Source organism: Paraburkholderia ribeironis (assembly GCF_900019265.1).
Classification (GTDB): Bacteria; Pseudomonadota; Gammaproteobacteria; order Burkholderiales; family Burkholderiaceae; genus Paraburkholderia; species Paraburkholderia ribeironis.
Map to the genome: position 1 here is coordinate 124517 of NZ_CYGX02000012.1, position 13999 is coordinate 138515.

The following is a 13999-nucleotide window of genomic DNA, read 5'->3' on the forward strand; positions in this document are numbered from 1 at the left end:
TGTATAGCTGCATCAGGTCAGACGGCGCCATCGTGAACGCCGCCGGACACTTTAAAAATGGATTAAACGAGCCAGATCGTTGAACAGCGCGATCGCCGACAATGCGACGATGCAGGCGAGACCCGCCCTCTGAAAAACGAGTTGCCAGCGTTCGGAGACAACTTTGCCGGTTACAGCTTCAACCAAATAATATAACAGATGCCCACCGTCCAATACCGGAATTGGTAGCAGGTTCAGTACACCAAGGCTAATACTGACAAGGGCCAGGAACGACAAAAATGCGGAAGGACCCAGACGTGCGCTCTTTCCCGCGTAATCGGCAATCGTCACGGGACCGGAAAGATTCTTCAGCGAAGCCTCGCCGACGATCATCCGTCCGAACATGCGCACCGAGTAAATCGCGAGATCCCACGTGCGGCGCGCGCCCAGTTGCAGGCTCTCGAGCGGCCCGTAGCGCACGTCGATCGACGGCACCTGGGTCGCCAGTTCCGCGCCGATGCGGCCGATCTGCTGCCCGGTCGCGGCATCGCGCTGCGCTTGCGGCACGATGCTGATGTCTTCGAGCTGACCTGCCGGATGACCGCCACGGCCGCCGCGCTCCACCTGCAACATCACCGGCACGCCGGCGTGCGATTTTACATAAGCGATGAAGGCCGTGGCGTTATCGGCCGGCGTACCGTTGATCGCGCGCAGACGATCGCCCGCGACGATGCCCGCCTTCTGCGCCGCGCTGCCCGACTGCACGCCGGCCACCGTCAGCTTGCCGCCGCCCGGCTCGAAACCGAGATGCGACATGAAATCGTCGTCGATGTCTTTCTCGCCGATACCGCGCAGATCGATCGGGAAATCGGAGGTGCCATGCGCGTCTTTCGCGCGCAGCACGACGTGCTTGTGATCGAATGCGGCGCCCAGCAGCTTCCAGCGCAGGTCCGACCATGAACGCACCGGCTCGGCTACGTCGCTGTTGCCGGTGCGCACCGCGACGATGGTTTCGCCGCCCTCGAAGCCGGCCACGGCCGCCGCGGTACTCGGCGCGGGCGTCGCGATGACGGCCGCCGGCTCCGTCACGCCAGTCGCGAATACCAGCGCGAACAGCACGATGGCCAGCAGAAAGTTCGCGACCGGACCCGCCACGACGATCGCAAAGCGCCGCCAGACCGACTGCCGGTTGAACGCATGCGGCAAGTCTTCGGGGGGAATCGGCGCAGTGCCGGTTTCGCGCTCGTCGAGCATCTTTACGTAGCCGCCGAGCGGCAACGCGGCAATGATCCACTCGGTGCCCGTCTTCGGACTCACCCATTGGAACAGCGGCTTGCCGAAGCCGATCGAAAAGCGCAGCACCTTGACCTTGCACAGACGCGCCACGCTGTAGTGCCCGTACTCGTGAACGACCACGAGCACGCCAATCGCGACCGCGAAAGCCAGCAGTTCGATCAGCAGGTTCATAAACGCCTCACTGGACGGCGCGTTCCGTGCGACGGGCGCCGTCGGGCAGACGCGCAATGAATTCGGCAGCGGCGCGACGCGCGGCGGCATCCGCTTCGATCACGTCGTCGAGCGCGTGCGCGCTGCGGTTCGGCAAAGCATTGAGCACCGAGTCGACCACCTGCGCGATCGTCATGAAACCGATCCGGCGGGCGAGGAACGCTTCGACCGCGATCTCGTTCGCGGCGTTCAGCGCCGCGCTCGCAATGCCGCCTTCGGCGAGCGCCTTCATCGCCAGCGCAAGGCATGGGAAACGCGTGTAATCCGGCTTTTCGAACGACAACGACGCGATCTCCGCGAGATCGAGCTGCGCGACGCCCGACTCCACCCGGTCCGGAAACGCCAGCGCATGCGCGATCGGCGTGCGCATGTCGGGGTTGCCCAGTTGCGCAAGCACCGAACCGTCGACGTAAGAGACCAGCGAGTGGATCACGCTTTGCGGGTGAATCAGCACGTCGATGCGCTCGCCCGGCAAGCCGAACAGCCAGTGGGCCTCGATGACTTCGAGGCCTTTGTTCATCATCGTGGCCGAGTCGACTGAGATCTTGCGGCCCATCACCCAGTTCGGATGCTTGCACGCCTCGTCCGGCGTGACGTCGACGAGCGTCGCCGGTTCGCGGGTACGGAACGGGCCGCCCGAAGCGGTCAGGATGATTTTGGAGACACCGCCGTGCAGCGAGGCTTCGCGCGGCAGGCATTGGAAAATCGCATTGTGCTCACTGTCGACCGGCAGCAGCACGGCACCGTGGTCTCGCACCGCGTCCATGAAGATTGCGCCGGACATCACCAGCGCTTCCTTGTTGGCGAGCAGGATGCGCTTGCCGGCACGCGCCGCGGCGAGGCTCGGCGCGAGGCCGGCCGCGCCGACGATCGCCGCCACCACCGTATCGCAGCCAGCGCTTTGCGATACCTCGACGAGCGCTTGCGGCCCGTATGTGACTTCGGTCTGGCAACCCGCTTCGCGCAGTTTCGTTGCGACGCGCGCCGCCGTATCGGCGTCGCCCACCACCGCGACTTCGGGCGTAAAGCGCAGGCATTGCTCGATGAGCTTGTCGCCGTTGCGATGCGCGGTAAGCGCGTAAACCGAGAAACGCTCGGGATGACGCGCGACGACGTCGAGCGTGCTGTCTCCAATCGAGCCCGTGGAACCGAGCAGTGTCAGACGTTTTTGCATATCTCTTTCTCTAGCCGAGCAGCAGCATGGCAAGCGGCAGCACCGGCAACAACGCGTCGATGCGATCGAGCACGCCGCCGTGCCCCGGCAACAGGCCGCTTGAATCTTTCACCCCGGCCTGGCGTTTCAACATCGATTCGAACAGGTCGCCCACCACGCTGAATGCGACCAGCGCGGTCAGTGCGAGCAGTGCGCGTGCGGCGCCCCATTGCGCCAGCAACGCAGAATACAGGGTCGGCTCGAACGCATGCAAAACGACCGCCGCCGCCGCGACGATCATCACCACCAGCCAGCCGCCGATCGCGCCTTCCCAGGTCTTACCCGGACTGATGGCGGGCGCGAGTTTGTGTTTTCCGAACGCCCTTCCGCAGAAGTATGCGCCGATATCGGCAAGCCATACCAATAGCAGCAGCGACAGCACGAAGGGCACGCCCTGCATGCGCGCGGCGACGAGAGCATGCCAGCACGCGGCGAATACCACAATGCCGGCAAGGAACAGAAAGGTGCGCCAGGCGCCCTGCGCCAGCGTGGGCTTGCGCAGCAGCACGAACGGACCGGCGATCACCCAGAAGATCGCGGCCGCCTTGAAGAGCGAGCGGGCCTCTTCAATCCCCGTGCCGAGCTGCGTGCTGGCGACCAGCGCGACCGCCGCCACCAGCGCGTACACCACCGGACCGGCGCCGCCCAGCTTGAGCAGACGTGCCCACTCCCACGCGGCGAACACGACGACAAAGGCGATCAGCGCGCCGAACGCGCCCACCGGCGCGAACAGCGTGATCGGCAGGAACACTGCCAGCAGGATGATCGCCGTGATGACACGGGTTTTTAGCATGGAAGCGAATCGACGTTTTGCGATTGCGGCTCGAGCTGAGCACTGGTGCGGCCGAAACGGCGTTCACGCTCCGCGTATGAAGCGATGGCATGGCCGAGCGCGTCGGCGTCGAAATCCGGCCAGAACGTGTCGGTAAAGTAGAACTCAGTGTAGGCGAGCTGCCACAGCAGGAAGTTGCTGACGCGCCGCTCGCCGCCGGTGCGGATGAACAGGTCCGGCTCCGGCGCGTAAGCCATGGACAGATGCTCGGCAAACGAATCCTCGTTGACCTCGACCGGCTTGCCCGCCAGCGCCGACTGCTCGGCGAGCTTGCGGGTGGCCTGCATGATGTCCCAGCGCCCGCCGTAATTTGCGGCGATGGTCAGCGTGAGACGGGAGTTGCGCGCGGTCTTGGTTTCCGCGCGCTTGATCAGATCGCGGATCTTCGCGTCGAAACGATCCAGATCGCCGACCACACGCAAACGGATGCCGTTCGCGTGCAGCTTGCCGATTTCGCGCTCCAGCGCGGTGACGAACAGGCGCATCAGGAACGACACCTCTTCGTTCGGACGGCGCCAGTTTTCCGAGCTGAAGGCGAACAGCGTCAGGTATTCGACGCCCCGCCGCGCGCATGCCTCGACGGCCGCGCGCACCGCGTCGACGCCGCGCGTGTGGCCCGCCACACGCGGCAAGCGCCGCTGGGTGGCCCAACGGCCGTTGCCATCCATGATGATCGCGATATGACGCGGCACCGCGGCGACATCAGGCACGCGCACGGTTGAGCTGGTATAGGTCATGGCCGTCGGGACAGTGACTACAAATGAGAAGTGAGAACCTGAACGTGCTGAGGCAAAGAGCCTCAGACCGTCATGATCTCGGCTTCCTTGGTCACGACGAGCTTGTCGATTTCAGCGACGAACCGGTCCGTCAGCTTCTGAACGTCGTCGCCTGCACGACGCTCGTCGTCCTCCGAAATTTCCTTGTCTTTGACGAGCTTCTTCAACTGCTCGTTGGCGTCGCGGCGCAGGTTGCGCACGGCCACCTTGGCCGTTTCCGCTTCGCTCTTGACCACCTTGGTCAGTTCGCGCCGGCGTTCTTCGGTCAGCGCCGGCATCGGCACGCGGATCACATCGCCTTGCGTGGCGGGGTTCAGACCGAGGTCCGACTCGCGAATCGCCTTTTCGACGACCTGGACCATCTTCTTTTCCCACGGCTGCACGCCGATCGTGCGTGCGTCGATCAGCGTGAGGTTCGCGACCTGCGAAATCGGCACCGGCGATCCGTAATAGTCGCACTGGATATGATCGAGCAGGCCCGTGTGCGCACGGCCCGTGCGGATCTTCGACAGATCGTTCTTGAACGCGTCGATGGAACGCTGCATCTTTTGTTCAGCGCCCTTCCTGATATCAGCCACAGACATTTTCAAACCTCCGAACCTTCAAAACGATGCGAACCCGCCAGCGCGCGTTCGGCGGCGGCCCAGGCTCGCGTCAAAGCCCACGTTATGTGAAACGAGAGTTTACACGTGCACGAGGGTGCCCTCGTCCTCGCCTAGTACGATGCGTTTGAGCGCGCCCGGCTTGACGATCGAAAACACCCGGATCGGCAGCTTCTGGTCGCGGCACAGGGCGAACGCGGTGGCGTCCATCACCTGCAGATTGCGGCCGATCGCCTCGTCGAAGCTGATCGTGGTGTAACGGGTCGCACTCAGATCCTTCTTGGGGTCGGCCGAATAGACGCCGTCCACCTTGGTTGCTTTCAGCACGACTTCAGCGCCGATTTCCGAGCCGCGCAGCGCGGCCGCCGTGTCGGTCGTGAAGAACGGGTTGCCGGTGCCGGCCGCGAAAATCACGACTTTGCCTTCTTCGAGCTGGCGAATCGCGCGGGGCCGGATATACGGCTCGACCACCTGATCCATGCGCAGCGCCGACTGCACACGCGCCTCGATACCGGCGTGGCGCATCGCATCCTGCAGCGCCAGCGCGTTCATCATGGTGGCCAGCATGCCCATGTAGTCGGCCGTTGCGCGATCCATGCCGGCTGCGCCGCCCGCCACACCACGGAAAATATTGCCGCCACCGATCACCACGGCAAGCTGCGTGCCGAGACGGACCACTTCGGCCACATCCGCCACCATTCGTTCGATGGTCCCACGATTGATGCCGAAGGCATCGTCGCCCATCAGAGCTTCACCGGAGAGTTTGAGCAGGACGCGTTTGTAAGCAGTGGGCATAGGGATTTCCAGATCGCGCAGTACAGGGCAACAACAAGGGACTAATGTAGGGGTGAAATGCTGATTCGGGCAAGCGTCGCCAAATTGACGGACCCCGGGTCCGCCGGCGGCTGCGCAACGAGGGTCTACCCGCGCGCAGCCTTGCGCCGCTGCCGACCGCGGCAAAGTCTTGCTTCGCCGCGGGTCCAACAGTACAACGTGAAGCTTCGTTAAAGCTTATTGTTGCTTTGCAGCAGCAACCTGCGCGGCCACTTCGGCTGCGAAGTCGTCCTGCTTTTTCTCGATGCCTTCGCCGACCACGAACAGTGCGAACTTCTGCACGCTCGCACCGGCCGCCTTGAGCATCTGCTCGATCGTCTGCTTGTCGTTCTTAACGAACGGCTGGTTCAGCAGCGATACTTCCTTCAGGTACTTCTGCACGCTGCCGTCGACCATCTTGGCGACGATTTCAGCCGGCTTGCCCGATTCAGCGGCCTTCTGTTCAGCGATGCTGCGCTCCTTGGCGATCAGGTCCGCCGGCACGTCGTCCGACGACAGCGAAACCGGCTTCATCGCGGCGATGTGCATTGCCACGTCCTTGCCGACCTGCTCGTCCGCGCCGGTGTATTCGACCAGCACGCCGATACGCGTGCCGTGCAGGTACGCTGCCAGCTTGTTGGCGGTGTCGAAGCGCACGAAACGGCGGATCGACAGGTTTTCGCCGATCTTGCCGACCAGTGCGAGACGCACTGCGTCGACCGTCGAGCCGTCGAGCGGCAGCGCCGACAGGGCGGCCACGTCAGCCGGGTTTTGCGTAGCGACCAGCTCGGCGACCTTCTTCGAGAAAGCCAGGAAGTCGTCGTTCTTCGAAACGAAGTCGGTTTCGCAGTTCAGCTCGACCAGCGAGCCAGCGTTGCCGCCGATGAACGAAGCGACCACGCCTTCAGCCGTCACGCGCGACGCTGCCTTGCTGGCCTTGTTGCCCAGCTTCACGCGCAGCAGTTCTTCGGCGCGCGCCAGATCGCCGTCGGCTTCCGTCAGCGCCTTCTTGCATTCCATCATCGGCGCATCGGTCTTTGCGCGCAGTTCTGCAACCATGCTTGCGGTAATTGCCGCCATCATTTGCTCCTTGAGTTCCGTCTGTCACACGCCGCCCGCACTTCGATACCGGCGGCAAGAATTCGTTTCCACGTTCCGCGTATTTTTTACGGACAACGCGTCGGGCACTCCTTGCGGCGCCCCACAACAATGTCGCGGCTTAAAAAAAGGGGGCCTGTAGAAAGCCCCCTTTTTTGCTGGCCACGGGGCAGCTTTACGCTTCCGGGTTGACCTCGACGAACTCGTCGCCGTCGTCGCCACGTGCAGCCTGCACCACTTCGTTGACCGCGTTCGCGCGGCCTTCGAGGATCGCGTCAGCCACGCCAGCCGCGTACAGGGCGACTGCCTTGCTGGCGTCGTCGTTACCCGGGATCACGTAGTCGATGCCTTCCGGCGAGTGGTTCGTGTCGACCACGGCGATGACCGGAATGCCGAGCTTGTTAGCTTCGGTCACGGCGATCTTGTGATAGCCGACGTCGACCACGAAGATCGCGTCCGGAATGCCGCCCATGTCCTTCACGCCGCCGATCGACTTCTGCAGCTTGGCCATTTCGCGTTCGAACAGCAGCGCTTCCTTCTTGCTCATGCGCTCGGTTTCGCCCGCTTCCATGTCCTTCAGGCGCTTGATCGAAACCTTCAGCGTCTTGAAGTTGGTCAGCATGCCGCCGAGCCAGCGGGCGTTGACGTACGGCATGCCAGCGCGTTGCGCTTCTTCGGCGATCGTGTCGCGCGACTGACGCTTCGTGCCGACGAACAGGATCGTGCCGCGGTTCGCTGCCAGTTGACGCGCGTACTTCAGCGCGTCGTTGTACATCGGCAGCGTCTTTTCGAGGTTGATGATGTGAATCTTGTTGCGATGACCGAAAATGAAGGGGGCCATCTTCGGGTTCCAGAAGCGCGTTTGGTGACCGAAGTGGACACCGGCTTCCAGCATTTGACGCATGGTAACTGCCATTAAAATCTCCGCGAGGGTTGGGTCTTAAGCCGGCTGCCGTATCGGCCGCGCCGCCCCTATCGGGCTGAACGCGACGGACACCCTTGGTGCGCCGGCTTGCGAGTTTGCTGCCTGACTACTGCGATTCGGCGACCGCCTTCCGGCAGCGCCACTTACTTCTTCTTCCTTACTTACTTCTCACGATCTACGCAGCAAGCACCATGAGAAGCCATAAGCCTCTTCCACTCTTCCACTTTCCCGCTCTCCGACTTGTCCATCTTTCACCATCACTGCCTCTATGCAAGGCTATGTGAGGCAACAGAACGGAAAAAGCGGGACATGGACTGACTTAGCCAGAGAGTATAGCACGCGCCTACTGGCCGACTCAACCGGGCGGGTAGCTCCCGCCGACCGCGGCGAGGTTGCACCGAGCCGCTCGCCGCCTGAGTCGTGGGCGCCGCGCGGCGGGAACCGAAGCGCAAAACCATGCAATGACCCTCGGTCGCGTGCCCGCGCCAGTGCGTCGCGCGCAAACTTCCACAAACCGTCCGCCGCGCGCCGGCAAAACCGTCCGCCGAGCCCGCCAGCCCACTCGCAAAAGCCTGCGACAGCCGGAATATGGTGCGATAATCCCGCAATAAATCGCATTTCAGGCCCGACTCATGGCTATTACGCTCAAAAACGAACACGATATCGCGCAGATGCGCGTCGCCTGCAGGCTCGCGAGCGAATTGCTCGACTACATCACGCCGTTCGTCGCGGCCGGCATTACGACCGGCGAACTCGACCGGTTGTGTCATGAATACATGCTCAAGGAACAGGGCACGGTGCCCGCGCCGCTGAATTATCAGCCGCCCGGCTATCCGCCGTACCCGAAAGCCACCTGCATTTCCGTCAACGACGTGATCTGCCACGGCATCCCCGGCGACAAGACGCTGAAGAACGGCGATGCGCTGAACATCGACGTCACCGTCATCAAGGAAGGCTATTTCGGCGACACGAGCCGCATGTTCATCGTCGGCGAAGGCTCGATCCTCGCCAAACGGCTGGTCCAGACCACCTTCGAATGCATGTGGCTCGGCATCGATCAGGTCCGCCCGGGCGCGCATCTCGGCGACATCGGCTATGCGATCCAGAAGCACGCGGAAGGCCACGGCTACAGTGTGGTGCGCGAATACTGCGGCCACGGCATCGGCACGGTGTTCCACGAAGACCCGCAGATTCTGCACTACGGCCGCCCCGGCACCGGGCTCGAACTGCAGGCGGGCATGATCTTCACGATCGAGCCGATGATCAACGCGGGCCGCCGCGAGATCCGCACCATGCCCGACCAGTGGACCGTCAAGACCAAAGATCGCAGCCTGTCGGCACAGTGGGAGCACACCGTGCTCGTCACCGAGACCGGCTACGACGTGCTGACCGTTTCCACCGGCACGCCTGCGCGCCCGCCGGTGGTCGCGGCCACTGCCTGACCGACTTTCGACCTGAGCGCAAGCCTGCCCATGAGTAGTGTTCCAGCCGTTGCCCAATCCCATGCCACGTCGCTCAAGGCGGACTACAAAGTGGCCAAAGCCCAATTGCTGGAACGCTTCAAAACGGCCACCAACGTGGATGGTTTGATGGCCGCCCTCGCGCGCGCCACCGACGACGCGCTGCGCGCCGCCTGGGACACCTGCGAGCTGCCGGACGAACTGGCCTTGCTGGCCGTCGGCGGCTACGGACGGGGCGAGCTGGCGCCCCACTCCGACATCGACATTCTCGTGCTGCTGCCGGACGCGCCGGCCGCGCATACCGAAGCGCGCATCGAGCGCTTCATCAGCCTCGCGTGGGATCTGGGGCTGGAACTCGGCAGCAGCGTGCGCAGCGTGTCGCAATGCCTCGAAGAGTCCGCCAACGACGTGACCGTGCGCACCTCGCTGCTCGAGGCGCGGCGCATCACGGGCAGCGCCGCGCTGTTCGACGAATTCGCCACGCGCTACCGCGAAGCGCTCGACCCGAAGGCGTTCTTCCAGGCGAAAGTGCTGGAAATGCGTCAGCGGCACGCCAAGTTTCAGGACACGCCGTACGCGCTCGAACCCAACATCAAGGAAAGCCCGGGCGGCCTGCGCGACCTGCAGCTGATTCTGTGGATCACCCAGGCAGCCGGTTTCGGCAGCAGCTGGCGCGAGCTCGAAGCACGCGGGCTGATCACCGAGCGTGAAGCGCGCGAACTGCGCCATAACGAGGGCTTCCTGAAAGCGCTGCGTGCGCGCCTGCATGTGATTGCGGGGCGTCGTCAGGACATCATCGTGTTCGACCTGCAGACGCCCGTGGCCGAGAGTTTCGGCTTCCAGCCGACCGTCACCAAGCGAGCCAGCGAACAGCTGATGCGCCGCTACTACTGGTCCGCCAAGGCCGTCACCCAACTCGCGACCATCCTGATCCAGAACATCGAGGCGCAACTCTTCCCCAGCACGAGCGGCATTACGCGCGTGCTGTCGGATCGCTTCGTCGAAAAGCAGGGCATGCTGGAAATCGCCAGCGACGACGTGTTCCAGCGCGAGCCGAACGCGATCCTCGAGGCCTTTCTGTTGTATGAGCAGACGCCCGGCGTGAAGGGTCTGTCGGCGCGCACGCTGCGCGCGATCTACAACGCCCGCGACATCATGGATCAGCACTGGCGGCGCGATCCGGAAAACCGGCGTCTTTTCATGAGCATCCTGAAGCAGCCGGCCGGCATCACGCACGCATTGCGGCTGATGAACCAGACCAGCGTGCTCGGGCGCTATCTGCTGAATTTCCGGCGCATCGTCGGACAGATGCAGCATGACCTGTATCACGTCTACACCGTCGACCAGCACATCCTGATGGTACTGCGCAACCTGCGCCGCTTCGCGGTGGCCGAGCACGCGCACGAGTACCCGTTCTGCAGCCAGTTGATGGTCAACTTCGACCGGCAATGGGTACTGTACGTGGCGGCGCTGTTCCACGATATCGCCAAGGGCCGCGGCGGCGACCATTCCACGCTCGGCATGGTCGACGCGCGGCGCTTCTGCCGCAACCACGGCATCGATGGCGAGGACGGCGAACTGGTGGTCTGGCTGGTGCAGCAGCACCTGACCATGAGCCAGGTCGCGCAAAAGCAGGACACGAGCGATCCGGAAGTGATCAAGCGGTTTGCCGAACTGGTCGGTACCGAGCGCCGCCTCACCGCGCTCTATCTGCTGACCGTGGCCGATATTCGCGGCACCAGTCCGAAAGTCTGGAACACGTGGAAGGGCAAGCTGCTCGAGGACCTGTACCGCACCACGCTGGCCGTGCTCGGTGGCGCACGGCCGGACGCGCATTCGGAACTGAAGTGCCGCCAGGAAGAAGCACTCGCGTTGCTGCGCCTCGAAACCGTGCCGGAAGGCGCGCAACGGGCGCTGTGGGACCGGCTCGACGTCGGCTATTTCCTGCGCCACGACGCAGCCGATATCGCATGGCAGACACGCGTGCTGTTCCGCCATGTCGAAACGCCGACGCCGATCGTCCGTGCCCGCCCGTCGCCGATCGGCGAGGCGCTGCAGGTGCTGGTGTACGTGAAAGATCAGCCCGATCTGTTCGCGGGCATCTGCGCGTATTTCGACCGTAACAGCCTGTCGGTGCTCGATGCGCGGGTCAGCACGACCCGCCATGGTTATGCGCTCGATAATTTCCTCGTCGCGCATACCGAAGAAGACGTGCACTATCGCGACATTGCCAATCTGGTCGAACAGGAACTGACCGCGCGCCTCACCGGACACGGCACCCTGCTGCCGGGACCGTCGAAAGGCCGTTTGTCACGGCTGTCGCGGACCTTCCCCGTTACGCCGCGCGTCGATCTTCGGGCCGACGAGCGCGGCCAATACTACATCCTGTCCGTGTCGGCGAACGACCGGCCAGGCCTTCTTTATTCGATCGCGCGTGTGCTGGCCGAGCATCGGGTCGGCGTCGCTTCGGCGCGGATCAATACGCTCGGCGAACGCGTCGAAGACGTGTTCCTGCTGGATGGGCACGGTCTGTCCGACAATCGCCTGCAAATTCAGGTCGAGACCGAACTGCTGCGCGCGATTGCAGTGTGAGATTTCATGCGAGTCAAATTAACAGCCAAGCACCCGCGGCCGGCTTCGTCCGAACGCGCCCCAGTCCGTAGCGGCAGCGCGTCGGCGCGCAAACCGACGCGCCCGACCCGCCCGGCGGGACCCACACCGTCGACGGCGGGATTCAGCGGGGCGCGGGATGAAGGCGCTCGCGCAGCCGGTGGCGGCGCGAAGCGGCCGGCGGGTGGTAAGCCGGCGGGCGGCGGTGCGCGTGCACCGCGCGCTGAAGGGTCGTTTTCGCGCGAACGCGGTGCGAGCGGTGCGGGTGCGACGCGCCGGTCTGAGGGCGGTGGCGAGCGTAGTGAACGCGCGCCGCGCCGCTTTGAAGGCGCAGGTGGCGAACGTGGTGAACGCGCTCCCCGACGCTTTGAGGGCGCTGGCGGCGAACGTGGCGAGCGTGCACCCCGACGCTTTGAGGGCGCGGGCGGTGAACGCGGTGAACGCGCTCCCCGACGCTTTGAAGGCGCTGGCGGCGAACGCGGTGAACGCGCGCCCCGACGCTTTGAGGGCGCGGGCGGCGAACGTGACGAACGCGCGCCCCGACGCTTTGAAGGCGCTGGCGGCGAACGCGGTGAACGCGCGCCCCGACGCTTTGAGGGCGCTGGCGGCGAACGCGGTGAACGCGCTCCCCGACGCTTTGAAGGCGCTGGCGGCGAACGTGGCGAACGCGCTCCCCGTCGATTCGAAGGCACGGGCAATCGTGGCGAACGCGCCCCGCGTCGCGACGACGGCGAACGCCGCCCATTCAGCGGCCAGCGCGCGGGCGCGGGTCGTCCGTCGGAAGGCGGGCCGCGCGGCGAGCGTCCGGTGCGCCGCGAGCGCGATGCAGCCGATCGCCCCCGTTTCGGCAGCGACCGCGATGCGTCGCAGGAACGCCGTGGCGGCGAACGGGGAGCGCGCGGCGACAGCGCCCCGCGTCGATTCGAAGGCGAGCGCGGTGCGTCCGCGCGTGGCGAACGCAGCTTCGCGAAACCCGTCAAGAGCGGCTACGGCGACCGTTCCGACCGACCGCCCCGCGCTCCGCGAGACGACCGCGGCAACCGCGACGACCGTGGCGACCGGGTTCCGGCCAAACGTGAATTCGGCGACCGCCCAACGCGCCACGCTAAGCGCACCGAACGTTCCGAACGCACCGAACGTGCCGAACATGCCGACCGCCCGGCGCGCGGCTTCGGCAAAACACAGCCGCCCGCCACCCGCCGTTTCGGCGACGACCGCCCGGCCCGCACCGAGCAGTCGCGCGACTCCGCGTCGGCGGCCCGCGCCGAGCGCCGCGATACCGGCATCGAGGCCGCGCCGCGCACCCCGCGTCGCGATTATGAAGATGCGCCGGGCACCCTGCGCCTGTCGAAACTGATGTCCGAACTCGGTCTGTGCTCGCGCCGCGAAGCCGATGAGTGGATCGAGAAAGGCTGGGTGCTGGTGGACGGCGAGCGCGTCGACACGCTCGGCACCAAGGTTCGTCCGGATCAGCGCATCGAGATCGATCCCGCCGCCGAAGCCGCGCAAGCGAGCCAGGTGACGGTGCTGCTTCACAAGCCCGTTGGTCTGGTCTCGGGCCAGGCGGAAGACGGCTATCAGCCGGCTATCACACTGGTCACGCCCGAGAATCGCTGGGAGGGCGACCGCTCGGAGATTCGCTTCTCGGTCGCGCATCTGCGTCAACTCGCGCCGGCCGGCCGTCTGGACATCGACTCGACGGGCTTGCTGGTGCTGACGCAGGACGGCCGCATCGCCAAGCAGCTGATCGGCGGTCATTCGGAGATCGACAAGGAGTACCTGGTGCGGGTGGCCTACGGCGAGCACACGGTCGATGTCGAAAGCCACTTCCCGCCCGAAAGTCTCGCGCTGCTGCGCCACGGCCTGTCGCTCGAAGGCGTGCCGCTGAAGCCGGCCCAGGTCAGCTGGCAGAACGGCGAGCAATTGCGTTTCGTGCTGCGCGAAGGCAAGAAGCGCCAGATTCGCCGGATGTGCGAACTGGTCGGCCTCGAAGTGATTGGCCTCAAGCGGGTGCGAATGGGCCGCGTGATGCTCGGCGCGCTGCCGCCGGGCCAGTGGCGCTATCTGGCGGCCGACGAGTCGTTCTGATGACGCGAACGCCCGCGTGAGGCGAACCGGTTCACGCAAGCCGGCGCCCGAAACACGGCCGCTCACCGACAAAAAACCCACGTATCGGCGTGGGTTT

The 13999-nt window shown here is 64.7% G+C and carries 11 protein-coding genes; 3 read left to right on the forward strand and 8 right to left on the reverse strand.

The window, feature by feature from the left end:
- Positions 1 to 51: 51 nt before the first annotated feature.
- The 8 genes from rseP to rpsB all read right to left on the reverse strand — a co-directional run bounded on the left by rseP (position 52) and on the right by rpsB (position 7735).
- Complete coding sequence (gene rseP / locus BN2475_RS06320; protein WP_094778824.1) at positions 52 to 1446, reverse strand: RIP metalloprotease RseP; 1395 nt, start codon at positions 1444 to 1446, stop codon at positions 52 to 54.
- Between the two features lie 7 nt (positions 1447 to 1453).
- The gene (locus BN2475_RS06325) at positions 1454 to 2659 is read right to left on the reverse strand and encodes a 1-deoxy-D-xylulose-5-phosphate reductoisomerase (protein WP_094778701.1); all 1206 of its coding nucleotides are present in this window, start codon (positions 2657 to 2659) and stop codon (positions 1454 to 1456) included.
- Between the two features lie 10 nt (positions 2660 to 2669).
- On the reverse strand, positions 2670 to 3491 hold the full coding sequence (locus BN2475_RS06330; RefSeq protein WP_094778702.1) for a phosphatidate cytidylyltransferase: 822 nt from the start codon (positions 3489 to 3491) through the stop codon (positions 2670 to 2672).
- Positions 3485 to 4267 carry a polyprenyl diphosphate synthase gene (gene uppS, locus BN2475_RS06335; RefSeq protein WP_094778703.1) on the reverse strand — a complete coding sequence of 261 codons (783 nt, stop codon included), beginning with the start codon at positions 4265 to 4267 and terminating at the stop codon, positions 3485 to 3487. Before uppS ends, BN2475_RS06330 begins: the two co-directional genes overlap by 7 nt.
- A gap of 62 nt (positions 4268 to 4329) precedes the next feature.
- Positions 4330 to 4890 (reverse strand): ribosome recycling factor, encoded by a 561-nt coding sequence (frr, locus tag BN2475_RS06340; RefSeq protein WP_094778704.1) that lies wholly within the window; start codon positions 4888 to 4890, stop codon positions 4330 to 4332.
- 99 nt (positions 4891 to 4989) lie between these two features.
- Positions 4990 to 5703 carry a UMP kinase gene (gene pyrH, locus BN2475_RS06345; RefSeq protein WP_094778705.1) on the reverse strand — a complete coding sequence of 238 codons (714 nt, stop codon included), beginning with the start codon at positions 5701 to 5703 and terminating at the stop codon, positions 4990 to 4992.
- Positions 5704 to 5919: 216 nt separating this feature from the next.
- Complete coding sequence (gene tsf, locus BN2475_RS06350) at positions 5920 to 6801, reverse strand: translation elongation factor Ts (RefSeq protein ID WP_094778825.1); 882 nt, start codon at positions 6799 to 6801, stop codon at positions 5920 to 5922.
- 193 nt (positions 6802 to 6994) lie between these two features.
- A complete protein-coding gene (rpsB, locus tag BN2475_RS06355; RefSeq protein ID WP_094778706.1) occupies positions 6995 to 7735 on the reverse strand; it encodes a 30S ribosomal protein S2 in 741 nt (246 codons plus the stop codon).
- 641 nt (positions 7736 to 8376) lie between these two features.
- Here rpsB and map point away from each other — a divergent pair.
- Genes map through BN2475_RS06370 form a run of 3 tightly spaced genes read left to right on the forward strand, consistent with a single transcriptional unit; the run spans position 8377 to position 13902 of the window.
- Positions 8377 to 9186, forward strand: coding sequence for a type I methionyl aminopeptidase (map, locus tag BN2475_RS06360; RefSeq protein ID WP_094778707.1), 810 nt, complete (start codon positions 8377 to 8379; stop codon positions 9184 to 9186).
- Positions 9187 to 9216: 30 nt separating this feature from the next.
- The gene (locus tag BN2475_RS06365; RefSeq protein ID WP_094778708.1) at positions 9217 to 11796 is read left to right on the forward strand and encodes a [protein-PII] uridylyltransferase; all 2580 of its coding nucleotides are present in this window, start codon (positions 9217 to 9219) and stop codon (positions 11794 to 11796) included.
- 6 nt (positions 11797 to 11802) lie between these two features.
- A complete protein-coding gene (locus BN2475_RS06370) occupies positions 11803 to 13902 on the forward strand; it encodes a pseudouridine synthase (RefSeq protein ID WP_094778709.1) in 2100 nt (699 codons plus the stop codon).
- The last annotated feature ends 97 nt before the right edge of the window (positions 13903 to 13999 follow it).